The sequence below is a fragment of the Paenibacillus sp. Paensp38 genome (assembly GCF_059491915.1).
On the sequence record NZ_CP168516.1, the window covers coordinates 2,936,947 to 2,961,529 of the forward strand.

A 24,583-nucleotide genomic window follows, 5' to 3' on the forward strand; every position below is an offset into this window, starting at 1 on the left:
ATTATTTGTCAAACAAGGTCAGCTTATCGGCTGCCGGAGTACGTGGCCTTGATTCTGGGATAACGTCAGGATAGCCTGCATATATCATTCCTATTACCTTCTCACCCGGTTGGATTCCCAAATGTTCACGGAACTTAGGCGAGTATAAAAATGGCTTTGTCACCCAAAACGTTCCGATCCCTTTGCTCCATGCAGCAAGCATAAAGTTTTGAACAAGCGCGCTGACTGCTGCAAAATCCTCATCCCAAACCGCTTGACGCGGATCTTCTTCCATCACCACTAAAAGCTGAATCGGGTTGTGCAGAATTCCACTCTCAAACTTGTTGTCTTTACCAATATCGGCTGCAATGGCTTTTGCAAGCTTTTTCCGTCCTTCGCCAGCAAACAACAAAAAACGCCACGGTTCACGCATTTTATGATTAGGAGCCCACACAGCGACGTCCAACAGTTCTTTAATTGTATCTACCGGAATGGAGTCGGATTTAAATCGTTTAATCGTTCGACGTTCCTGAATTACATCTATGACATGTTCACTAAAGGTACGCTTTGTCACGTAAATCCTCCTTCACAGGTACAACTTCTCGATATTCATTTTAAGATGAAAATGATAACTATTCTCAATAAAATATACCTGTAGCTTTCCTTTCTGTCAACCTGCACATTTGAATTCAGTCCCGCACTCTTACCTTCGCAAAAGCTCTTACTCTTTTAAAATGCACCTATTAAATGGTCCGTAACAACTGCCTTTTCGTCAGTTAATTGTACAGAAATCATGTCAAAGCGGATTGGAGCATCTCCAATCCCATTCATATGCAAATATACAGCAGCTGTTTGGCGAACTTGGGCTATTTTACGCGCAGTAACTGATTCTGCTGGCGTTCCATATTTGGAGCTACTACGACTACGTACCTCAATAAACACGAATGTATGCTCCTGCTTGGCAATCAGATCTATTTCACCACTGCGGCATCGCCAATTACGCTCTATGATACGGTAACCCAAGTTTTCTAAAAACAAAGCCGCTGCCTCTTCGCCCATCGCTCCTTTGGCTTTCCGTTGATCCTTGCCTCCAGCCTTCATCTCATTCCTCATCACCAGTCATCCCTTGATGCAAGTCGATCCATTTGATAAATATAGGTAAGCACCTCTGCCACCAACTGATAGAGCTCAGCAGGGATTTGTTCGTCCAAATCAAGTTTGGATAGTACTTCAACCAGCGCAGCGTCCTCCTGTACCGGAACACCATGCTCTTTAGCTTTTTCTAAAATGCTATCCGCAATACGGCCGCTCCCTTTGGCAACGACAATCGGTGCTTCGCTCTCACCAGGCGTATATTTAAGGGCGACCGCCTTCTTTATGGAAGGAGAAGGAGGCTCCAACGGCTCTTTCATATTTTAAGATCGACTCCTTTATACGGCTGAGGTACATAGCTTTGTACTTCAGAAGAGACGAGGCTGTTCTGTTCAGTCCTTATGGGCATGGGCTCGGTACGAAGCGATAGAAGTTGGTATCCTAGTGACTCCAACGCTGTGTGAATGGACTCACGCCCACTGGTTAACAACGAAGCCGCCCATTCATGATCATTATGGAGCTTGACACTTACAATCCGATCTACAACCTGGACATCTACCAGGGTCGGTCCAAGCCCCTTCATGTCCAAATCAAACCAAAGACGACAGTTGGAGGCGTCCAGTTCTCCCCGTTTGCCGCGGCGAGACTGAATCTGGATCGTAGCTGTTTCACGACCGTCCGGTCCAACGAACGGTATAAACATGTGTACTTGTGCAAAAGGCGCCGTTCGGTCTGTATTGAGCAGCAACTGCTGACCTGTCAGGTTCTGTACAACCTGCTGAGCCGCCTCTTTCAAAGCGGGCGGCAGGTCGTCACTGCTCATCAGCTGGAGCAGCGCACCTTTTACGGTGGCTGCGTCTGCTGACACTGTGTCGCCTGACGTAGCCGCTAATCCCGGCAGTGTCTGGGGCATTCCCTCTGGCGACTCCATACGTGCCGTCGCCCCTTGCGCGACCTGTGTAGTCGCGCGGTGCACTTGCTGCTCATGCTCTGCACCGAGCAGCTTCAGTACGCGGCCCACCCACGGATCCTCCGTGGGGGTGAGCTGCGGGCTGGATGCCGCAGGCTGTGAAGCAGCGGCATCCGCAGTCCGCGAGGCGCCAGCCGCCGGCTGCGCTACCTCTCCCGTGGACTGGTCTGGTGCAGCCGTGCTCAGTTCGGGTGGCACGGCTGCACGCAGCTCTTGCAGCAGGAGGCGCAGCCGCTGGAGCGGCGCCTCTGGCGCAGTAACGTTGTTCGCCGCGGATGGTAGCGTAGAGCCAGCGGCTTGCTGTGCGGAAGGACGGTCTGCCATGACTGCGTTTAAGGCAGACTTCGTCCCCGTAGGCTCTGCCGTGGCCGGAGTTGGAGCACCATCGGCATCCTTAAGCTGCGTACCTGCCGCAGTAGCTTGCTGTTGTTGCTCCGCTTTGACGCGGGAGCCGTTTAATGCATCAGCAGCGCCCGATTCAGACGCATTGGCACCAGCATCCAATACCACTGGCGCTCCTCGCCCGCTAACTGCTTGCGGTTCTTCTGAAGCAGTCCCGTTGGATGCAAATGCAGTAGATCCCGCCGAAGTATCCGAATCTGTAGCCAAAACACTCGCTTCGCTTACTGTAGCAGCGAGATTGGCTGCCTGAGTCCCTTTTAACAATTCCTTGCCACCTGTGACTTGTTGTCCTGTTTCTGCCTGTTTTGTAGCAGCAGAGGCAGAAGCATCCTTGGACAATGTTAAAGCTTGGCCTTCCTGTCCATCTGCAATCACCACAGAAGAAGTGCCTGTTGGACTAACTGACGTTCGGTCAGTGCTTTTTATTGTGGCTGCTTCCCCTACTGAACGGTCAGTAGGCGTTCCCTGTCCTTGCTGCTTTAACACCGCTTCAAGTTCTTGCTCCAGCGAAGACAACAGATCATTTAAAGGAGGCCCAAACATCGCTTGACGCAATCCGTTTATGCTTTCTGCCGTCAATGGAAGTCCCCGCTGAAAAGCAACTGCCGCCGCCTGCACAAACGTTCCCAACTGTACATTGCCACTTTGCTTCGCCATAGCTTCTCGCAAAGAAGCCGCATTTTCAGATGTCAACGGCACACCATTCTTTTGCATTGCCTGTATAAGCTCCCTGTTCTGAGCTGTATCCGGCAGTCCCACCGATTCCAATACATCTGTCAGCGCTACGGTTTGCTGTGGTGTATTGGCCACATCGTTCAAAGGTTTAAGCACCGTCATTCCGCTGGGGGAAGCCGGTTGAACCTGAAACGTTGTAGTCTGCCCAGGTTGAAGAGGGGTCTCCAGCTTTGCCCTGACCTGAGAACCTTGTATTTGCAATACAGCCTCGTCGCCGTCCTCAGACACCTTTAATACGACTCCTCTTACGACCTGGCCTGGCTGCATATCAAGTTTTTTTGCCTCTCCCGCCTTCACATCTCCAAGTAATCCCCGAAATACAGATCCGATGTTCATATCGCCCCTCCTCTCACTCTCCCCCTACTCAAAAGGGGCTTATGGTATTAGTTATCCTTTATATCGGCATTGTCCCGATTCATAATAAGTAATCACAGATCAAACAGCGTCGGTTGCTCCGTCAACAGATTTCCCAGAAAGCTGCGTCTATGCATCTTTGTAGGTCCTAGCGCCAAAATTTGTTCCCTATGCAACTTGGTAGCGTAACCTTTATGTATACCGATCCCATATTCCGGATACTTCGCATCCCATTCACCTTTGCACAGCCGATCACGGGTTACCTTGGCGATGATAGAGGCCGCCGCAATAGACTGACTGTTCGCATCTCCTTTAATAATAGAGAGCTGAGGAATAGGCACATCTACCTTTTCTGCATCCACCAGTAAATAATCAGGAGACACATGTAAAGCCTCAATAGCCTGCTTCATAGCCAAACGAGCTGCTTGCTTAATATTGATATCATCAATCGTCTGCGCATCTACATAGCCAACTCCTACAGCAATGGCCTTCTCCATAATCAGCTCGTAGTACGCTTCTCTCTTCTTATCCGTCAATTTTTTGGAATCATCCACACCTTCCAGTAACTCACCCACTGGTAAAATGACTGCTGCGGCCACAACATCACCAAACAGACATCCGCGACCTACCTCGTCAATTCCTGCAATCCGCTCACAAGACTGCTCCCAGCATTTTTTTTCATAATGTAGCATGTCCTTCACTACAATCTCTTTATCTTCCATATTCAATACCTGCCCATCTATATGTAGTTTAACGCGTCATTCATGCCGTAGCTCTAGCGATTGAATTCAGCTTACCACAGACCTTCATCGTCCAAAACCCTTTTCTAACTGCCTTCAAATACCAAAAAAACCTTCCTCCTCTCCGGAGAGATGGGGAAGGTTCTTCCTTGCCACAAAGTGCTATGTTCTGTATCGGTGTACCTGTAGAATCAGTAAGGAGCTTCCAGACTGAACCGTCCCAGCTTCCCTGCACGCAGCTCACGCAAAATGATTTTTGACGCCTTTTCAAGATCCACACGTCCGCCGCTAACAATACAGCCGCGTTTACGTCCGATCGCTTCCATGACGTTGACAATTTCATCAGGATTTTCTGTATCTTCAGGACGTTTGGTGAGCTCAAAGCGCTCTGCCATTACATCCCAATAGTACTGGACCAAATATTTAGTCGCAAAAAAAGCAATATCCTCGACATTCAGAATTTCTTCCTTGATCGCACCTGTAACAGCCAGACGATAGCCTACATTCTGATCCTCGAATTTAGGCCATAGAATACCTGGTGTATCCAGCAATTCAATTTCACCGATCTTGATCCACTGCTGTGCCTTCGTTACCCCTGGACGGTCACCCGTAGCTGCAATATTACGTCCCGCCATTCGGTTGATCAGTGTCGATTTACCGACATTCGGAATACCAACAATCAACCCACGCATAGGACGCGGGTTCATTCCCTTCCGAATCTGCCGATCTATCTTTTCCTTAAGCAACAGCTTAGCCTGAATCGGGATTTCTTTTAGCCCCGTTCCAGTTGTGGCATCCACTGGTAAGGCCACATGCCCCTGTTCCTTAAAGTAGGCAATCCATTGCTGTGATACTACGGGGTCCGCCAAATCTGCTTTATTCAATATAATCATTCGCGGCTTGCCTTGCAAAATATCATCAATCATTGGATTTCGGCTGGAGAGCGGCAATCGAGCATCAATCAGCTCAATAACCAAATCAATCAGCTTTAATTTTGCTTCAATTTGGCGGCGCGCTCTGGTCATGTGACCAGGAAACCATTGAATCGTCACCGTCATCACCCCATTGTGCGTAACTCCAACTTTTACCCTTAGGCTCTTAGTTAGGATTACGGCAGCTATTAGTTATTCTAGTGGTTAATCCACTGCATATCTTTCGCCGGCCAGAAAATAACGTCAGCCCGACCCACGACTTCTTTCAAATCAATATATCCGATCATCCGACTGTCTGTACTATTGGAACGGTTATCTCCCATTACAAAAATATGCCCAGCCGGAACTTTTCCATCCTTAAACTTCTCATTTGGAAAATTTGTAAACTTGTTGTAAAGCTCGCCATTTTGATGCGCTTCTTCCAAAGGAGCTTTCAGGTAAGATTCCTGAATCGGCTTGCCATTTACTGTAATTGTGTCACCTTCTACCTTGACCGTATCTCCTTCAACGGCAATGACGCGTTTGATAAAGTCTCTTCCTTCCTCCGGCACATGAAACACGATCACTTCGCCTGGTTTAGGGGCACGGAAATCATACAAAATCTCATTCACAATGACGCGTTCTCCGGTATGAAAGTTAGGCTGCATCGACGGGCCATCCACAATAAACGGCTTAAAGAGAAGCCAGCGGATTAAAAAGACAAGCACTAACGCAATAATGATGGCCTTGAGCCACTCAAAAATCTCATTTTTTGGTTTACGCTTGGGCGTACCATCCTGATCAGTTGGCTGCTGTACAGCTCCTTGTCCTACTTCTTGCTCCATAGCTCACTGTCCTCTCTTTACGGTCAATAATCCACAGTTCCCTATGTACGTAGAAAAAACGAAAGGAGCTTGTAACCAAGCCCCTTTCGTTATTCGTTGTATTAACGACGAATTTCTTTAATTCTCGCTGCTTTACCGCGCAGTTCACGAAGATAATAAAGCTTCGCACGACGCACTTTACCACGGCGAGCCACGTCGATTTTATCGATTTTCGGGGAATGAAGCGGGAAAGTTCTTTCCACACCTACACCGTAAGAAATTTTACGAACTGTAAAAGTCTCACTGATTCCACCACCACGGCGTTTAATTACAACACCTTCAAACAACTGGATACGCTCACGAGTTCCCTCAATAACTTTCACGTGCACTTTCAAAGTGTCACCAGGACGAAAGTTAGGCAAATCTTTACGCAGTTGTTCTTCAGTGATCGCTTGGACGATATTCATCTATGACTCCCTCCTTCCGTACAGGTGTTCATGCTTCTTCTGGAAACACAACCGTTTCCTTCATCATCCACAGAGGACCACCGTATTACACACAACAGATGTATTGTATCATGGAGGATACCGCATTGCAACAACAAAAAGGGATTTGACCAAACATTATTTAATTGACTTTATTATAGAACAGGTCACTGCCTGCTTTCAAATCCACTCATGTTTAAAGCGTTTTAATGCTTGTCTTCCAAAAAGTCAGCTTTGCGTTGCTCCTCAATCCACACGCGCTCCTTGCCTGTCAGTTCAGCTTGTACCAATAGATCCGGTCGGCGTTCCATCGTGCGACGTAACGCCTCTTGTCGTCTCCAAGAATCAATATTGACGTGATGCCCTGACAGGAGTACATCGGGGACTTTCCAGCCCCGAAACTCCGCAGGCCGGGTATAATGGGGGTACTCCAGCAGCCCCGTACTAAACGAGTCCGTTACCGCACTCGTTTCGTTCCCCAGAACTCCTGGTAGCAATCGTGTCACACTGTCAATGACGGTCATGGCTGGAAGCTCACCACCAGTCAATACATAATCTCCGATAGAAAGCTCATCCGTCACCAAGTGCTCTCGAATACGCTCATCATAACCCTCGTAATGCCCACATATAAAAATAAGATGGTCCTCTTTAGCCAGCTCTTCCGCTTTCTTTTGCGTAAAAGTCTCGCCTTGTGGACACATCAAAATGATACGCGGAGATTTTATGTCTGTGTTACGTTCTACCCCTTCAAGTTGGTTAACTTCATCGGCAGTCTCTAATGTTGGTTGCTCTGATTTATCCAACAGCGCTTCCACAGCAGCAAAAATAGGGTCAGGCTTCAAAACCATGCCGCCCCCACCGCCATAGGGCGTATCATCCACTTGTCCGTGTTTGTTGCCGGCATACTGACGAAAATTAACCGCTTGCAGTGATACAATTCCCTTATCCCTTGCTTTTCCCAGAATGCTTGCATTAAATACTCCATCAAACATCTCTGGAAACAGGGTCAGCACATCCACCCGCATTACAGCAGACCTTCCATTAACCGTACCGTAACTCGTTTTTCACGCACGTTTACATCCAAAATAACATCTTCTATATACGGCAATAGCAGTTCCTTGCCTTTAGGCATTTTGACTACCCATACGTCATTGGCTCCCGGAGTCAAAATTTCCTTGACCACGCCGAGCTCATTTCCGTCCTCGGTCACCACTTCCATGCCGACTACTTCATGAAAATAGAATTCATTTTCTTCCAATTCGCCTAACCGCTCAGCAGATACCTTCAACAATGTACCTTTATATTTTTCAACTTCATTAATATTGTGATATTCCTTAAATTTAGCGACAACCATATTTTTTTGAAAACGCGCTGTTTCAACAGTTACGGGGATCGGTGCTTTACCTTCAGCCGGAACAATCAAAAGCTCACTGCCTTTTGCAAAGCGATCCTCTGGAAAATCTGTCGTCGTTAATATTTTTAGCTCCCCACGGATTCCATGGGTGTTCACAATTTTTCCGACATTAAACAATTGTTGCATCGTGTTCCTCCTGCTTGTAATCGGTCCCGCTCCATATCATCTTCATCATGTACGAAAAAGGGTTAGGACATACATCCTAACCCACTTTCGTATATCTTTAAGATATGATGTCTACGGTAACCCGTTTATCCATCTTAACGGCTGCTGATGCAACCACAGTGCGAAGCGCCTTGGCGATACGACCCTGCTTACCAATGATCTTGCCTACATCCTCAGGATGTACACTAAGCTCATATACAACAAGCCGATCCTTCTCCAAGGTCTTCACGGTTACATCTTCCGGATGATCGACTAAAGCCTTAGCAATGATTATCACTAATTCTTCCATGGTTGACCCTCCGTATCAGCACCTTATTTCTGTAGTTTAGACTCATGAAACTTTTTCATTACGCCCGCTTTGCTAAGCAAGTTACGGACTGTGTCGGATGCTTGTGCACCATCTTGCAACCATTTCAGCGCTTTATCTTCATCAATTTTTACAACCGCTGGTACTGTGATTGGGTTGTAGTAACCGATTTCTTCGATAAAACGACCGTCACGCGGGGAACGAGAATCAGATACCACGACGCGATAGAAAGGAGCTTTATGTGCACCCATACGTTTCAGACGAATACGAACTGCCACGAAAATTCACCTCCTTCAAAAAGTAGACTGTATATTGTTATCCATAATTCCAAGGGCCTATTGGCCTTAGCGGAAAGGAAACTTCATACCTTTACCCATACTCTTCAACTGCTTCATAGCCTTGTTTTTGCCACCCTTAGGTCCCATCATATCTGAGAACTGCTTCATCATGCGACGCATTTCGTCAAATTGCTTTATCAGACGATTTACCTCAGCCAGTGATGTTCCACTGCCTACAGAAATACGTTTGCGACGGCTATGATTAATCATGTCTGGGTTTTGCTTCTCCTGTGTGGTCATAGAATGAACGATAGCCTCAATTCGGCCCATCTGTTTGTCATCCACTTTGATATCTTTCATTTGCTTCATGTTGCCCATACCGGGAATCATATCAAGAATCTGGTCGATTGGGCCAAGCTTCTTAACTTGATCCATTTGCTCCAGAAAATCTTCGAAAGTAAACTCGGCATTACGCATTTTCCGTTCCATTTCCTTCGCCTTATCGGCGTCGATATTGGACTGCGCTTTTTCAATCAGGGACAACATGTCACCCATACCTAAAATCCGTGAAGCCATCCGTTCAGGATGAAACGGCTCCATCGCATCCAGCTTTTCACCCAATGTAGCAAACTTGATCGGACATCCCGTTACAGCTTTAACCGATAAAGCTGCACCACCACGAGTGTCGCCATCCAGCTTTGTCAGTACAACTCCCGTTAACTCTAGGCTAGTATTAAAGTGCTCCGCAACGTTAACCGCGTCCTGCCCCGTCATGCTATCTACAACCAGTAAAACTTCATCCGGGTTGACGTTGGTATGAATCTGGCGCAACTCTTCCATGAGCTCTTCATCAACATGAAGACGACCGGCAGTATCTATAATAACGTAGTCATTTCCATTATCCTTAGCATGCTGCAAACCCTGTTTTGCGATTTCCACTGGGCTTGTCTGATCTCCCAGAGTAAATACAGGAGTATTAATCTGCTCCCCAAGAACCTGAAGCTGCTTGATCGCGGCTGGTCTATAAATATCACCAGCTACAAGCAATGGGCGATGATTTTGCTTTTGCAGCAATTTCGCCAGTTTACCAGATGTCGTCGTTTTACCTGCGCCCTGGAGACCCACCATCATAATGACCGTAGGCGGTTTGTTTGCTTTGGCAAGCTTGGCCTGACTGCCACCCATCAACTCGGTCAGTTCCTTGTTCACGATGTCGATGATGACCATGCCTGGCGTAAAGCTGTCCATCACTTCCTTACCAACGGATTTCTCCTTTACCTTGGCAATAAAGTCCTTTACAACCTTGAAGTTAACGTCCGCCTCAAGCAAAGCTAATCGTACTTCGCGCATCGCCTGAGCTACATCATCCTCAGACACTTTTCCTTTACCGCGCAGTTTACTGAATACATTTTGCAAGCGAGTCGATAATCCTTCAAATGCCATACTTTCGCACCTCCTTGTCTACCAGGGTTGTTTGTTCTTAATCTATATGTCCTACAGTTCCTGCAGGCGATTTACAATTTGATGGACATGTTGCAGAGTACCTTCATCGGACTCACTGATTTTACCGAATGCCTCATACAACGTCTTATTTAATTCATCGAGATCTTGGATTCTGCGCTCATACTTACTTAGCAAACCAAGCTTTTCCTCGTACATTTCCAATACCTGTTCAGCACGTTTAATATGTTCATATACTGCCTGACGGCTAATTTGAAATTCCGATGCAATTTCCCCTAAAGAAAAATCATCATGGAAGTAATATTTTAAAAACATCTGTTGCTTCTCTGTAAGCAGAGGTTCATAGAAGTCAAACAGTCGGTTAATCCGGTTTGTCTTTTCCAGCCGATTCTCCTGACTCATCTTGTATACCTCCATCGTCAAGGAAAAACACTTTACAGTTCTTTTCAACGTTCCTTATGATACCTAAAAGAAAAGAAGATGTCAAGCGTTATCCCTTGTCATACAAAAAAAAGCCGATCCACTGTCCTTAAACGGAAGTACGGATCGACTTTTTACACATTGTTACTTAAACCCTTACTGGAGTAAGATACAGCAGAACAGCCAGAAAATGAAGTATGCTGCCTGCCAGAACAAACAGATGCCAGATCGCATGGTGATATGGAAATGCCCGCCACACATAGAAAATCGTGCCCAACGTATACATAAGGCCACCTACGAACAATAACGTCATCCCTCCGGCGGGAACAGTCGCAACCAGAGGATTCCAGGCAATGGTGATGAGCCAGCCCATCACAATGTAAAACACGGTAGACATAAACAGGAAGCGCTTGGTGAAGAACGCCTTGAACAACACACCGAACAGTGCAATCCCCCAAATCACTCCAAACAGTGTCCATCCCAGAGTACCTCGCAGTGCAACGAGCATAAACGGGGTGTAGCTACCTGCAATGAACAGGTAAATGCAAGAATGATCGAATATTTCGAACAAATCCTTCATTTTTCCTTCACGCAGGCTATGAAGCAACGTTGAATTAGTGTACAACAGCAGCATCGTAATCCCGTAAATCGTAAAGCTGACGACATGCCAAGTGGTTCCTTTCATGCTAGCAAAAACAATAAGCAACACAAGCGCTGCCACGCTTAAAACGGCTCCAATTCCATGTGTAATGGCGTTGGCTACTTCTTCCCGTCGGGAGTAGGTATAGGTGTTTGCCATCGGTTTTTCACCCGGCTTCCTGATTTATATTTTACATACAAGATACATTACATATACGACATCGACAGACCTCTTGCTTTCATTATACATCTGGGCAAACTTGAACAGCAACAGGATGGCTACTTAGTTATCCCAAACGTAGCATGAAAGCCCACTTTAAACGTATCAGTTCTGTTCTTCCTCGCCTGTAGCAGTTGCTTCGACCGTCTCTTCCTGAATCAACCCCGCGAACAACGCATGAACGAATTGCTCGGAATCAAACGGTTGAAGATCATTCACTTTTTCACCTAAGCCCACCAGCTTAACAGGCAAATTCAGCTCCTGACGGATGGCCACAACAATCCCGCCCTTCGCTGTACCATCCAACTTCGTTAGTACTAGCCCGGTTACACCGCTTTTCTCACCAAACAGCTTGGCTTGGTTAAGTGCATTTTGTCCAGTCGTCGCATCAAGTACCAACAACACTTCATGAGGAGCATCTGGAATCTCGCGTTGAATCACACGGAAAATTTTGTTCAGTTCCTCCATCAGATTGCTTTTATTCTGAAGACGTCCTGCGGTATCACACAACAAAACATCCACTTGTCGCTGCTTGGCAGCCTGTACGGCATCAAACATAACTGCAGCCGGATCGGAACCGGATTGCTGCTTAATAACCTCTACACCTGCCCGCTCGCCCCATACCTCCAACTGTTCGATCGCACCCGCCCGGAACGTATCTCCGGCAGCCAATAATACTTTTTTTCCCTCTTGTTTAAAACGATGAGCTAACTTGCCAATGGTTGTCGTTTTGCCGACGCCATTGACTCCCACGAATAGAATGACTGTAATTCCGTCAGGACTCATTTTGAGCTGACTGTTGTCATTCCCCCGCAGCAACTCGGACAGCTTTTCCGACAATACAGGCTGTAATTCGGATGCATCTTCAATTTTGCGCTTTTTCACTTCTTCTCGCAGGTCTTCAATGAGGTTCATAACCGTGTTGACGCCTACGTCCGCTCCGATCAGAATTTCTTCCAGTTCCTCATAAAATTCCTCATCAATCTTTTTGCGGCGAATCATCAAGTCCGTTACTTTTTCAACAAAACCTTTACGTGTTTTTTCCAATCCATCTTTGAACTGTTTTGTGACCGATTCAGTTTTGTTTGCAATGCTTTCCTTCAATTTCCTAAAGAAACTCATGGATTCCCTCCGTTGGTCTGAAAGTATGTTGTTTAATGTCAGGCAATCTCAGCTTCATCGTTGTCCAGCTTGACAGATACGAGTTTGGAAACCCCGCCTTCCTCCATCGTAACCCCGTACAGCACATCAGATTCTTCCATTGTGCCCTTGCGGTGTGTGACTACAATGAACTGTGTCTGCTCCGAGAATTCTCGTAAATACTGGGCAAAACGCACCACGTTTGCTTCGTCCAATGCAGCCTCTACTTCATCGAGTACACAGAATGGAACAGGTTTAACGTGTAAAATGGCAAATAGTAACGCCATCGCTGTTAACGCACGCTCACCGCCCGACAGTAGCTGCAAGTTTTGCAGTTTTTTGCCCGGTGGCTGAGCTACGATGTCAATTCCCGTCTCCAATAAGCGTTCCGGGTCAAGTAACACGAGATCAGCACGTCCGCCTCCGAACAGCTTGGAGAATACCGTTCCAAATTCGCGCCGAATAGCATCGAACGTAGTCTTAAAGCGTTTGGACATTTCTTCATCCATTTCACGAATAACCTGATAAAGTGTTGTCTTGGCCTCCACCAAATCAGACTTTTGCTCATCAAGAAACGTATAACGCTCATGCACACGCTGGTATTCATCAATGGCGCCCAGGTTCACCTCACCCAACGCGGAAATACCACGTTTGAGCCTTTCCACCTCGCTCTGCGTACCTTCAATATCTTCCGGTATAGGGTAACGCTGCTTGGCTAACTCATAACTGAGTTCATAATCATCACTTAATTTTTTCAGAACGTTTTCCAGTTCCACATCAAGTCGATTTACTCCAATTTCCGTTTGACGAAGCAACTCCTCCACTGACTTGAGCTGAATTCGCTGTTCTTTTGTATCGTTTTCAGCCACTTCAAGCTTTTTGGACAAGCTGCTGCGTGCAGCCCGCTTGAATTCCAGTTGCTGTGCGGCTTCTTCCTTTTTCAAACGGTATTGATTGAGATTTTCAATCTGTTTCACGGTCTCCTGCTCATTGGTCAGCAAATCTGCTTCGATGGAAGCAAGCAACGTTTTGTTTTGTCTTGAATCCTTACCAAGAGTATCATAATCCCCACGCAATCTGCGCAACTGCTCTTCCAATGAAAAGCGTTCCTGGTCCAGCTTTCCTTCTCTTACTTTGAGATTCGTGAGCTCTCCCTGCAACTGCTCTTTGGCAGATTCGTTGGCTTTACGGGCGAATTCAGCAGCGTGAATGGCCTGATGCGTTTTCTTTTCTTCTTCCTCCAGCGCAGCTAACTTTACCAACGCTTCTTCCCGGGAAGTTTCCAGCTCCTTGATTTCCTGATCAAAGCCCTTTTTCTCCTGACCAGACGCAGCGACCTGCTCCAGAACATGACGAAGTTCATGCTCCAGTTGCTTAAGTTCCATTGCCATCTGTTGCTCTTCACCGCGCTTCACATCGCCGCCCTGACGCAGCTCGTCCAGACGGGTCTGTGTCTCCTCCAACTGGCGTTTGGTATCTATTGCACTCTGGCGCAACCTTGCAATTTGCTGCTCCGTATCTACAATGTCTTGATCCAACTGATCCAACTGACGTTTGCGTCCAAGCAGATTAGCATTTTTCTTGAACTGGCTTCCACCAGTCATGGAACCCCCTGCATTGACAACATCGCCTTCCAAAGTGACAACGCGGTATCTATATTGGCAACGAGCCGCAATACGGTTTGCGTCTTCCAACGTACGAGCAATGACCACATTCCCCAAAAGACTGCCTACAATTCCGGCATATCGATCATCATACTGAACAAGATCTGCACCGATCCCGACAAAGCCTTCAGCTCCTTCTGCAATTTGGCGTTCTCCTGCGCCGATTTGACGCGGGCGGATAACATCCATAGGCAAAAATGTTGCTCTGCCCAGTTGACGTTGCTTTAGAAAACTAATTGCCTGTCTGGATACGGATTCATTTTCCATCACGATATGCTGAACTGAAGCACCCAAAGCGGTTTCCATCGCCTGCTCTAAATGCTCAGGCACCCGAATCAGCTCTGCTACCGCTCCATGCACACCGTGCAAGGTTTCTTTTCGTGCAGCCTTCAATACCTCTTTAACTCCAAGCATGAAGCCGTCAAAGTCATCCTGCATTTCCTTCATTGTATCTCGCCGTGAAATTTGAGCCTCACGTTTTTGTTCCCATTTACGAACTGTACCCTGGTTTTCTTCCAAAAGTTTTTGCAGGGCCTGGTACTTTTCACTTCCCTGAATATAGCCACTACGCAAACTACTGATTTCCTGCCCCAGCTTCTGAACCGCAGCTTCCAATCCCTTTTTGCGCTGTTCAAGTTGTACTTTCTGGGCTTCCCATTTGCCGGATTCGTCACTTACGCGAGTCACACGCCGTTCCAATGCTTCCTTCTGTTGGTCTGTATAACGGATTTCGTTACGCGCCTGCGCCATCTGATTCATCAGCTCCAGCAGACCACCCTTTAGACTTTCTTCCTGCTCCTGGCTGATTCCGCCTGTAACTCCAATCAGTTTTGCCTCTTCGTCAGACAGCCGCGCACGCAACTCGTCAAGCTCTACATTCAGTGCAGACAGCTTTTCGTTCAGCTGATCCAGTTCACTCTTGCGCTCGGAATGCCGTGATTCGCTTGTACTAAGTGATAAGATCAGTTGTTCCCGATTAGCCGCCAGATTGCGTGTGCGCTCTTTGAGCAATTCGCCGTAGCCTTCACTTTTCTCCGTCGCTTCACTGTATTGCAGCAGATCCCTTTGCAACTGTTCTACTTGCTCTTCCAGCTGGCGTAATTCGTTGCGGTCGCTTTCCAGCATCGCATCATGGCGGGAGACCACCGTAGACAACTGAAGTTGCTCCTGCTGCAGCAAAGCTAATTTGGAAGTCGCATCGCTCCACGAAGTATGAATTTGTTCAATTTGATGGACGTACATAGAGATTTCTTTTGATTTCAATTCACCGCGTAGCTCTTTAAAATGAATCGCCTTTTCTGACTGCTCCTTAAGCGGTCCAATCTGATCCTCCAGTTCACTAACTAAATCGTGAATACGCAGCAAATTTTGCTCCGTCTCATCCAGCTTGCGAACCGCATCTTTTTTACGGGATTTATATTTTACGATACCCGAGGCTTCCTCAAAAATACCTCGACGATCCTCAGATCGAGTACTTAGGATTTCTTCAATGCGTCCCTGCCCAATAATGGAATAAGCTTCTTTACCAATCCCTGTATCCATAAACAGCTCTGTAATATCTCGGAGTCTGCATGATTGCCGATTAATGAAATATTCACTATCCCCACTTCGATGTACACGTCGCGTTACCGTAACTTCACCAAAATCCAGAGGCAACGCCTGATCTTCATTATCCAACGTAAGCGATACTTCACCGTAATTAACAGCCTTACGAGCATCACTACCTGCAAAAATAATGTCCTCCATTTTGCCGCCACGCAGTGATTTGGCACTCTGTTCGCCCAGCACCCAACGAATCCCGTCGGAAATATTACTTTTTCCGCTTCCGTTGGGTCCGACGACTGCCGTAATGCCGCGGACAAATTCCATTTCCGTTTTATCTGCAAACGATTTGAAGCCCGCCAGCTCAATGCGCTTTAAAAACATGCTCAATCTCACCTCTAACATTTCAAATATGCTTGTACAACACCGTTTACCTGATTGATATGAATTATCCCTATTGTAGCATAAACTAGCTTGTTTAAAGCACAGTACCAACACTCACATTACACCAGCAAGCCACGAAAAAAGAGCAAAACGCAGTCCATTCGCCATTACGGGCCGGGACTCCCCGCGGACTGCCCTTTGCTCTTACTTTGTGCCCCCTGCTTGCGTAACCCGTCCGGGCTGCTCAGGTACCGATTACGATTCTGCCAGCTTCAAACGGTTTAAAGCTACTGCCGCCGCTTGCTGCTCTGCTTCTTTTTTGGAGCGCCCCGTACCTGCCCCTAGCCGTTCGCTGTCCATATATACCTCGGCTACAAACTCGCGCTCATGGGCTGGTCCGCGCTCCTCTACAATCTTGTATTCAAGCATCCCCATGTTATGATGCTGTGTCAGTTCCTGAAGCTCTGTTTTGAAATCACTCATCTGAAGTTTACCATTTAATACAATTTGAGGAAAAATATAATGTTCCAGAAACGAACGGACGGCCTCCAGACCCTGATCCAAATAAAGCGCACCTACGAACGCTTCGAATACATCAGCCAACAGAGCCGGACGAGTACGTCCACCTGTCAACTCTTCACCTTTTCCAAGCAGCACATATTGCCCGAACTCAAGCCCGACAGCAAACTTCACCAGAGAAGGCTCACAGACAATAGCTGCACGCAGCTTGGTGAGTTCGCCTTCGGGTCGGTTAGGGTACTGATTGTACAATTGCTCGGACACCGTCAATTCCAGAACAGCGTCACCTAAAAATTCAAGACGCTCATTGTCTGCATGCTGACTGAACCGATGTTCGTTTACGTAGGAAGCGTGCGTAAAGGCCTGCTTCAGAAGCTGCCGATTGTTGAATTGAATATGAAGTTTCTGCTGTAATTGCTTCAAGTCTCCACTCAACGAACTGACCCCTTATGCTTCATATTTTTTTAGAATAACCGTAGCATTGTGACCGCCAAAACCAAAGGAATTGGACATAACCACATTCAGTTCCGCTTTTCTCGGCTTATTAGGTACATAATCAAGATCGCATGCCGGGTCTTGATTATCCAAATTAATCGTTGGCGGAATCGTCTGATGCTGAAGGGCGAGACCACAGATCACGGCTTCAACGCCGCCCGCTGCACCCAATAAATGCCCTGTCATCGACTTAGTTGAGCTGATCGCTACCTTATAGGCATGATCTCCAAGCGTTTTCTTAACTGCTTCCGTTTCGGATTTATCACCGACTGGCGTAGACGTACCATGTGCATTGATATAATCAATCTCTTCAGGATTCAATCCAGCGTCACGGATCGCCATTCTAATGCAGCGTGCTGCTCCCTCTGGATCAGGCTCTGTCATATGATGAGCATCGCCAGAAAGACCGTAGCCAATCACTTCACCGTAAATACGCGCACCACGCTTCAAAGCATGATCCAACGATTCCAGAATAAGAACACCAGAGCCTTCGCCCATAACAAACCCGTCTCTTTCGGTATCAAAAGGGCGGCTTGCCTTTTCAGGCTCGTCGTTACGCGTGGACATCGCTCGCATGGAACAAAATCCAGCCATACCAATCGGACGGATAGTCGCCTCAGCTCCTCCGCAAATCATGGCGTCTGCGTCACCGCGCTGAATCATGCGGAAGGAATCGCCAATAGCATGACTGCCCGTGGCACAAGCCGTAACTGGTGATGTATTTGGGCCTTTAGCACCGAGCGAAATCGACACTTGACCGGAACCCATATTAGCAATCATCATCGGGATGAAGAAAGGGCTTACGCGTTTAGGTCCTTTTTCAATCAGTGCGTTGTGCTGATCTTCCCAAGTTCCCAATCCGCCAATACCGGAACCGACAGATACACCAACACGCTCAGCTTCAGCATTTTCTCCGATTACAAGTCCGCTGTCCTCAAGCGCCAATTTACTAGCAGCAACCGCAAACTGCACAAAGCGGTCCATTTTACGCGCATCCTTACGTTCAATATAATCCTCTGGATTAAAATCTTTAATGGAAGCGGCTATTTTCGTAGTGTACTCACTTGTATCGAAAGCTTCGATTTCACTGACGCCGGATTTTCCGGCCATCAGATTATCCCATAGTGTGTTCAAATCCTGTCCCAGCGAAGTGATTACACCCATTCCTGTTATGACAACACGTTGTTTCAAAGATAATCACCTCTATGTCTACTGCATATTGTATTTTAAGACCGCACACTTTTGTGCGTAAAAATAATATAGAATCAACTAAAGTTAGTAATGCGGCATACTTCTCAGCCTTTGACTAAGTTAAGCTGAACCAAACTCAAAAACACGCAGCAATTCCGCCTTTAGTTCAATCTGTATAATTAGGAGAAAGTCCCGCCTGTAACAGAACGGGACTTTTGATGACATGAATTAGGTATGAGATTGTATGTACTTCACAACTTCACCTACAGTTGTAATTTTCTCTGCATCTTCATCAGAGATTTCCATATCAAACTCATCTTCCAATTCCATTACCAATTCAACTACATCGAGAGAATCAGCGCCTAAATCATCTTTAAAAGATGCTTCAAGTGTAACTTCGGCTTCGTCGGCTCCCAAACGGTCAACGACAATGCGTTTTACGCGCTCCAATACATCGGACATCCGGCTCACCTCCTCTTAGGTATTATACGAAAATTACAATTAAAATGCCATAGAAGAGAGTTTTCTTTGACAACTCTTCATCGGGGCATGCAGATTGGCAACATGCTACTACATATACATGCCGCCATCCACATGCAAAGTCTGGCCCGTCATATATGAGGAAGCATCCGAGGCCAAGAACAGCACCACGTCAGCAATTTCCTCAGGCCGTCCAAGACGGGCCAGCGGAATACCGCTAAGCATATTGTCACGCAAATCATCAGCCAGTACCTGTGTCATCTCAGTATCGATGAATCCGGGAGCTACACAGTTCACTGTAATACCTCTCGATGCAAGCTCTCGAGCAGAGGATTTGGTAAGACCAATCACCCCTGCTTTAGCAGCAACGTAGTTGGCTTGTCCTGCGTTGCCAAGGACACCAACCACGGAGGAGATATTGATAATTCGGCCAGAACGCTGTTTCATCATTGGACGTGTTGCCGCCTTAAGACAATTAAACACACCCTTCAGATTCGTTTCGATCACCTGATCGAATTCCTCTTCCTTCATGCGCATGATTAAATTATCTCTTGTTATGCCGGCATTATTCACCAGGATGTCAATCTTGCCCCAAGCGCCAATCACATCCTTGATCAACTGATCTGCTTCGTCAGCGCGACCGACATTAGCCTGAACTGTAATAGCCTCCACACCTTTGGCACGAATCTGCTCAGCTACCTCAGTCGCAGCCGCTTCACTGCCAGCATAGTTTACCGCCACATTAGCGCCTGCATCAGCCAGCGCCAGCGCGATACTACGGCCAATTCCGCGCGACGCTCCCGTAACGAGCGCCGTTTTTCCACTTAATGGCTTAGACATCATAGTCCTCCCTTGCAAGTATATAACCCGTTAAGGCAATGATTATACTTTTAACGGGCCTCCAAGGCTTCCGTTACAGAAGCAATCGACTCCAGGCTACTTATATTATACAGCTTAACCGTTTTGTCGATTTTTTTAACCAGTCCAGTCAAAACACTTCCCGGTCCAAACTCAACAAAAGTGTCAACACCTTGTTCCAGTAGCCATGCTACACTGTCTTCCCACAGTACCGGAGAATAGACCTGATCCACCAACAGTTGGCGGATTTCACTCCCCTCACGTACAGGTTTAGCTGTTACATTAGCCACCACCGGAATCTGAGCTTCAGAGAAAGTTACAGTCCCCAACTTGTCTGAGAGCTTGGTCGCTGCTTCCTTCATCAATGACGAGTGGAAAGGACCGCTAACCTCCAGAGTAATAGCACGCTTGCCGCCTGCTTCCTTCACACGTTCAGCGACAGCAGCTACGCCCTCCTTCGTACCAGATACAACAATTTGTCCAGGACAATTGATATTAGCTAGTTCGACCAGTTGACCAGACTCCGTAATATCACGGCACAATGCTGTCAATGCTTCACGATCAGCTCCCAACACAGCAGCCATACCGCCTTGTCCATCAGGAATAGCCTGTTCCATAAACTGACCACGTGCACGAACAGTCTCAACCGCATCCGCAAATGCAAGGACACCTGAAGCAACTAGCGCGCTGTACTCTCCTAGACTGTGTCCAGCTACATAATCGGGATGAATGTCCATTTTTTCCTTGAACGCTTCATACAGCGCAATGCTCGCCGTTAACAGTGCAGGCTGCGTATTGGATGTTTGCTTCAAAGCTGTGTCTGGCCCTTCAAAAACCAGTGTGCTTAGTGCGAACCCTAACCGTTCGTCCGCTTGGCGAAATACTTCTGTTGCAGCTGGAACTGCTTCATAAGCATCTTTAGCCATACCTACAGCTTGTGAACCCTGACCGGGGAATATAAATGCCGTTTTGCCCATCGTGTATGCACCTCTCTATATCCAATGCTTGTCCTGTAAAACACTACACAAATTCAATATTATATCAAAAATTCCATCTTATTACCAGACAAGAACCGACGCTCCCCAGGTCAAGCCACCGCCAAAGCCCACCATTAATACACGGTCGCCTTCCTTCATGCGGCCTTCCTCAGCTGCTTCTACTAGGGCGAGAGGGATTGATGCTGCGGATGTATTCGCATATTTATGAACATTAACAACTACCTTTTCCTCTGGCAAATCCAGACGTTGCATCGCCGATTGGATGATGCGAACATTGGCTTGATGTGGAACGAACAGATCAATATCATCTTTGGACAGCCCTGCTTTTTCCAACACATCAACCGTTGCCGTTCCCATAACACGAACCGCGAACTTGAACACTTCGCGTCCGTTCATGTAAATATAGTGCTGTTTATTCTCCAGTGTGTCTGCACTCGCAGGCAAACGCGAGCCACCAGCTTCCAGCTTAAGCAAGGTTCCACCTGCACCTTCAGCCCCGAGATCAAAGGATTGGAATCCTCTGCCTTCAGGCACTTCGCCAATCACTACAGCTCCTGCACCATCTCCGAATAGGACACAGGTATTGCGGTCGGTATAATCTGTAATCCGAGAAAGACAGTCTGCCCCAATGATTAACGCATTATTATAAATACCTGTCTTAATGAAGCTCGTTGCCGTAGCCAGTCCGTATACAAAACCCGAGCATGCCGCAGACAAATCGAAAGCCGCTGCGCCTTTGGCTCCCAGTTTGTCCTGAAGAATGCAGGCAGTTGACGGAAACGCCATATCCGGTGTAACCGTAGCTACAATAATTAAATCCAGATCCTGTGCCGTCATACCCGCGGACTCCAACGCCTTAATTGCTGCTTCATAAGCTAAATCAGATGTAGCCTGCTCTGGAGCTGCAATATGGCGCTCCTGAATCCCTGTACGGCTGACAATCCATTCATCACTTGTTTCTACGATTGCTTCCAAATCTTTATTCGTCAGAATTTTCTCAGGTACGTATTTCCCTGTTCCGATAACACCAACCGGCCGTAATTTATTCATATCGTCACTCACTTCCTGCTGATTTCCTTGGATATACTTTCCACCAACCGGTTTTGCAGGGCCGTACGAGCCTGCCTTACCGCATTTTTGACGGCAACGCCGTCAGACGAACCGTGACTTTTCAGGACGAGTCCACTCAAACCCAGCAAAGGAGCCCCGCCATGCTCTTTATAATCCAATTTACCTTTCAGACTGCGGAGCTCAGGCATAATCAAGGCTGCCGCAAGCTTGGTCTTCAAGGATTTGGTGAATTGCTCTTTTAAGAGAGAAAATATGGCCCCCGCTGTACCCTCTAGTGATTTTAGCATGATATTTCCAGCAAATCCATCACACACCAGTACATCGCAATTCCCAGTTAACACATCTCTCGATTCAACATTACCCACAAAATGGACAGGTAACTGCTCAATAAGTGGAAATGCCAACTTCGTCAGTTCATTGCCCTTCCCAGCTTCAGTCCCCACATTCAGCAGACCCACCCTTGGAGAAGTCACACCGTGAACTTTCTGACGATACAAGCTCCCCATCAGTGCATACTGGGCAAGATGCTCAGGCTTGGCATCCATATTGGCTCCCAAGTCAAGCGCCAGAATACCCTGATCGTCAATCGTCGGTATCATCGGCGCGAGAGCCGGACGTTCAATGCCCTCCATTCTTCCAACCACCAGCAACCCCGTGGTCATTAGCGCGCCTGTATTACCTGCAGATATCATGGCATCCGCTTCGCCTTCTCTGACCATTCGACCAGCTACGACCATTGAAGCATCCTTTTTGCGGCGCACTGCCTTTACAGGCTCGTCCTGCGCATCTATCGTTTCGGATGCATGGCGAATGCTGAGGTTCGTCGGCAACGCTCTACCGTTCAGAACCGATTCAATTCGTTCCCGGTCACCAACCAGCGTAATGTCCGTATCCTTCCATTCCGCCGCCGCAGATAGCGCGCCCTCTACTGTCGCCTCAGGAGCATTATCTCCCCCCATGGCATCAATGGCGATCCGCATGCTGACTTCCTCCTTCGCTATACTCTTCCTCCGTGGAGCGATAAATGATAAAGTTGCCTTGGAACACCATTTCTTCTCCTACGTAGGCGAAAACTTCCACTTTAGCCTTCCCTTTTTGTTCTGGATTTGAACGTACATATGCCTTGGCAATGCACTTCTCACCTAAATGAACCGGGCGGACAAAGCGTATATCCGCTGATGCAGTCAATGCTATCTCATCATTAATCACAGCAACGGCCAATGAATTGGCCTGAGCAAATACATAATGCCCCCGCGCAATGCCAGTACGCGAAAAAACATGTTCCTCTTTAATCTCAAAAATCGAAATACCGCTTCGATCCAACTGCAGATCAACGATATCCCCGATCACTTCATGCAAAGGCAAGGAACGAACCTGGTCGTAGGAGCGCTCAGCCATCAGCTTTAGCCGTTCCCGCAATTCGGGGATTCCCAGCTCCATCCGGTCCAGCCGAATAGTCTGAATACTCACCTTCAGCTGTCTTGTCAATTCCTGATCCGTTACGAATGGATTATCATCAATTAATTGAGTCAGCCGCTGCTGTCTCTGTCTCTTCGGCAAACGTTCGATGTCAGTGACGCCTCCTTTCCCTACAATAAACCATCGTTCAGACGACAGTTCGGGTTACTTTACTTCACTTTCTAACGGCGAAACTTCAAGCCGATTTGTCTTCTTGTATGTATAAAGGAACCCCTTCGGCCCTTCTTTCTTAGAACCTGGTACTAAAACAGTATATAGCATGCTGACGTAAAAAGGAAGCATGCAGACAAAAAAAGTAGCGCCTCACTGAAGTGAAGCGCTACTTTTTTTGCGAAGATTCCAAAGAATCCGCTTATCGGACATTATTGAGAGATGATCTCTCTAGCTTTGTACGTTCCGCAAACTTTGCACACATGGTGAGCAAGTTTCAATTCGCCGCATTCGGAGCATTTCACCATACCTGGTACTGCCAGTTTAAAGTGAGTACGACGTTTGTCGCGACGAGTTTTGGATGTTCTCCGTTGAGGTACTGCCATTATTCCCACCTCCTTAACCAGATCAACCCCGCATAACGGGTATGACTTCTTATCTCATTCAAGACTGAAGAAAATGCCAGAAGCAATTATCTTACAGCCGGTGAATCAAGCCTGCAACATCCACGCATCGGTTCTGTAACTTTCCGGCACAAGCGGATGATGATTTTTCAGAATTGAACTCAATTCTCATTTAAAAAAATCCTTAAGCCCTGCCAGACGCGGATCAATCTTTTCCGTATCGCCATCGCTACTGTCATCGGAGCCAATACTCCAGTTTTGTCCGGTCTTTGGTGCGATTCCCTGACAATCCTCACTGCACAAAGGCGCAAACGGCACATGCAGTACAAACAGTTCTTCACAATACGGTGCAATGTCGAAGGAGTCCTCCGTCACTGCGATAAAATCGCCATCTTCATCCTCCTCTTCAACACTCGAAGAGGTTTGCTTGAACCGTTCACGGAATTCAATCTTTAAATCCTCGTGCATCGGGCTTAAACAGCGTGAGCAGAGCATGTCCAGACCTGCGGTCAACGTGCCTTCCACGCTCATCAACCCTTGACCCAGACTAACGGCGACCAAGTCGGTCTCCAGCGGGGAAACGGCCGTAACATCAGCACGATCATCCACCAATTCACTCACATTAAGAGATTCACGGATAGGAAAAGGACCGTCACTTGTTGCTACTTTGCGAAAAAATAGTTGCATCACTATCACTCCAAACAAACAAAAATTATTATACCGACTGATCGAGTCGTTTGTCAACACCTTTCACTTTACACCACTCACAAATCCACCGGTTTTCCAATGGTTCGACAAGTTTTATGCAGAAG

At 47.2% G+C, this 24,583-nt stretch carries 27 protein-coding genes; all 27 read right to left on the bottom strand.

The genetic code is table 11. From position 1 onward, the window contains the following. Position 1: 1 nt before the first annotated feature. Entirely contained in the window at positions 2–553 is a 552-nt protein-coding gene (locus ACEN8J_RS12640; RefSeq protein WP_209948030.1) for a nitroreductase family protein, read from the bottom strand. A gap of 155 nt (positions 554–708) precedes the next feature. Beyond that, positions 709–1,092 carry a YraN family protein gene (locus tag ACEN8J_RS12645; RefSeq protein ID WP_039274735.1) on the bottom strand — a complete coding sequence of 128 codons (384 nt, stop codon included), beginning with the start codon at positions 1,090–1,092 and terminating at the stop codon, positions 709–711. Continuing rightward, entirely contained in the window at positions 1,092–1,391 is a 300-nt protein-coding gene (locus ACEN8J_RS12650; RefSeq protein WP_023988176.1) for an EscU/YscU/HrcU family type III secretion system export apparatus switch protein, read from the bottom strand. Before ACEN8J_RS12650 ends, ACEN8J_RS12645 begins: the two co-directional genes overlap by 1 nt. Next, a complete protein-coding gene (locus tag ACEN8J_RS12655; protein WP_209948028.1) occupies positions 1,388–3,514 on the bottom strand; it encodes a TP0910 N-terminal domain-containing protein in 2,127 nt (708 codons plus the stop codon). Before ACEN8J_RS12655 ends, ACEN8J_RS12650 begins: the two co-directional genes overlap by 4 nt. A gap of 92 nt (positions 3,515–3,606) precedes the next feature. Continuing rightward, on the bottom strand, positions 3,607–4,254 hold the full coding sequence (rnhB, locus tag ACEN8J_RS12660; protein ID WP_081112524.1) for a ribonuclease HII: 648 nt from the start codon (positions 4,252–4,254) through the stop codon (positions 3,607–3,609). A gap of 209 nt (positions 4,255–4,463) precedes the next feature. Continuing rightward, positions 4,464–5,324 carry a ribosome biogenesis GTPase YlqF gene (gene ylqF, locus ACEN8J_RS12665; RefSeq protein WP_029514994.1) on the bottom strand — a complete coding sequence of 287 codons (861 nt, stop codon included), beginning with the start codon at positions 5,322–5,324 and terminating at the stop codon, positions 4,464–4,466. A gap of 77 nt (positions 5,325–5,401) precedes the next feature. After that, the gene (gene lepB, locus ACEN8J_RS12670) at positions 5,402–6,028 is read right to left on the bottom strand and encodes a signal peptidase I (protein ID WP_025721709.1); all 627 of its coding nucleotides are present in this window, start codon (positions 6,026–6,028) and stop codon (positions 5,402–5,404) included. Between the two features lie 101 nt (positions 6,029–6,129). Continuing rightward, entirely contained in the window at positions 6,130–6,474 is a 345-nt protein-coding gene (gene rplS / locus ACEN8J_RS12675) for a 50S ribosomal protein L19 (protein ID WP_010346403.1), read from the bottom strand. 224 nt (positions 6,475–6,698) lie between these two features. Continuing rightward, positions 6,699–7,517: a tRNA (guanosine(37)-N1)-methyltransferase TrmD gene (trmD, locus tag ACEN8J_RS12680; RefSeq protein ID WP_340955197.1), complete on the bottom strand. Its 819-nt coding sequence runs from the start codon at positions 7,515–7,517 to the stop codon at positions 6,699–6,701. Further along, a complete protein-coding gene (rimM, locus tag ACEN8J_RS12685; protein ID WP_013309864.1) occupies positions 7,517–8,032 on the bottom strand; it encodes a ribosome maturation factor RimM in 516 nt (171 codons plus the stop codon). The genes trmD and rimM overlap by 1 nt, the downstream gene beginning before the upstream one ends. A 97-nt stretch (positions 8,033–8,129) precedes the next feature. Beyond that, on the bottom strand, positions 8,130–8,360 hold the full coding sequence (locus ACEN8J_RS12690) for a KH domain-containing protein (RefSeq protein WP_013309863.1): 231 nt from the start codon (positions 8,358–8,360) through the stop codon (positions 8,130–8,132). Between the two features lie 23 nt (positions 8,361–8,383). Then, positions 8,384–8,656: a 30S ribosomal protein S16 gene (gene rpsP / locus ACEN8J_RS12695; RefSeq protein WP_013309862.1), complete on the bottom strand. Its 273-nt coding sequence runs from the start codon at positions 8,654–8,656 to the stop codon at positions 8,384–8,386. A 66-nt stretch (positions 8,657–8,722) separates the two neighbouring features. Beyond that, positions 8,723–10,099, bottom strand: coding sequence for a signal recognition particle protein (gene ffh / locus ACEN8J_RS12700; RefSeq protein ID WP_069011393.1), 1,377 nt, complete (start codon positions 10,097–10,099; stop codon positions 8,723–8,725). A gap of 51 nt (positions 10,100–10,150) precedes the next feature. Beyond that, positions 10,151–10,519 carry a putative DNA-binding protein gene (locus tag ACEN8J_RS12705; RefSeq protein WP_029514999.1) on the bottom strand — a complete coding sequence of 123 codons (369 nt, stop codon included), beginning with the start codon at positions 10,517–10,519 and terminating at the stop codon, positions 10,151–10,153. A 166-nt stretch (positions 10,520–10,685) separates the two neighbouring features. Beyond that, positions 10,686–11,336, bottom strand: coding sequence for a PAQR family membrane homeostasis protein TrhA (gene trhA, locus ACEN8J_RS12710; protein WP_025721713.1), 651 nt, complete (start codon positions 11,334–11,336; stop codon positions 10,686–10,688). A gap of 165 nt (positions 11,337–11,501) precedes the next feature. After that, positions 11,502–12,518: a signal recognition particle-docking protein FtsY gene (ftsY, locus tag ACEN8J_RS12715; RefSeq protein WP_025721714.1), complete on the bottom strand. Its 1,017-nt coding sequence runs from the start codon at positions 12,516–12,518 to the stop codon at positions 11,502–11,504. Positions 12,519–12,556: 38 nt separating this feature from the next. After that, complete coding sequence (smc, locus tag ACEN8J_RS12720) at positions 12,557–16,126, bottom strand: chromosome segregation protein SMC (RefSeq protein ID WP_165147625.1); 3,570 nt, start codon at positions 16,124–16,126, stop codon at positions 12,557–12,559. Positions 16,127–16,381: 255 nt separating this feature from the next. Further along, entirely contained in the window at positions 16,382–17,080 is a 699-nt protein-coding gene (gene rnc, locus ACEN8J_RS12725; RefSeq protein ID WP_029515003.1) for a ribonuclease III, read from the bottom strand. 12 nt (positions 17,081–17,092) lie between these two features. Continuing rightward, a complete protein-coding gene (gene fabF / locus ACEN8J_RS12730; RefSeq protein WP_029515005.1) occupies positions 17,093–18,331 on the bottom strand; it encodes a beta-ketoacyl-ACP synthase II in 1,239 nt (412 codons plus the stop codon). Between the two features lie 228 nt (positions 18,332–18,559). Next, positions 18,560–18,793 (bottom strand): acyl carrier protein, encoded by a 234-nt coding sequence (locus ACEN8J_RS12735; protein WP_007429985.1) that lies wholly within the window; start codon positions 18,791–18,793, stop codon positions 18,560–18,562. A 108-nt stretch (positions 18,794–18,901) separates the two neighbouring features. Beyond that, positions 18,902–19,651: a 3-oxoacyl-[acyl-carrier-protein] reductase gene (gene fabG / locus ACEN8J_RS12740; protein ID WP_039274753.1), complete on the bottom strand. Its 750-nt coding sequence runs from the start codon at positions 19,649–19,651 to the stop codon at positions 18,902–18,904. 50 nt (positions 19,652–19,701) lie between these two features. Continuing rightward, a complete protein-coding gene (gene fabD, locus ACEN8J_RS12745) occupies positions 19,702–20,646 on the bottom strand; it encodes an ACP S-malonyltransferase (protein WP_165147628.1) in 945 nt (314 codons plus the stop codon). An 81-nt stretch (positions 20,647–20,727) separates the two neighbouring features. After that, positions 20,728–21,717, bottom strand: a complete 990-nt coding sequence (locus ACEN8J_RS12750; protein WP_029515009.1) for a beta-ketoacyl-ACP synthase III — start codon at positions 21,715–21,717, stop codon at positions 20,728–20,730. Between the two features lie 8 nt (positions 21,718–21,725). Beyond that, on the bottom strand, positions 21,726–22,718 hold the full coding sequence (plsX, locus tag ACEN8J_RS12755) for a phosphate acyltransferase PlsX (RefSeq protein ID WP_039274759.1): 993 nt from the start codon (positions 22,716–22,718) through the stop codon (positions 21,726–21,728). After that, positions 22,702–23,298 carry a transcription factor FapR gene (gene fapR, locus ACEN8J_RS12760; protein ID WP_069011389.1) on the bottom strand — a complete coding sequence of 199 codons (597 nt, stop codon included), beginning with the start codon at positions 23,296–23,298 and terminating at the stop codon, positions 22,702–22,704. The genes plsX and fapR overlap by 17 nt, the downstream gene beginning before the upstream one ends. 281 nt (positions 23,299–23,579) lie before the next feature. Next, entirely contained in the window at positions 23,580–23,753 is a 174-nt protein-coding gene (rpmF, locus tag ACEN8J_RS12765) for a 50S ribosomal protein L32 (RefSeq protein WP_007429979.1), read from the bottom strand. Between the two features lie 186 nt (positions 23,754–23,939). Beyond that, positions 23,940–24,458, bottom strand: a complete 519-nt coding sequence (locus tag ACEN8J_RS12770) for a YceD family protein (RefSeq protein WP_029515015.1) — start codon at positions 24,456–24,458, stop codon at positions 23,940–23,942. Positions 24,459–24,583 lie beyond the last annotated feature (125 nt).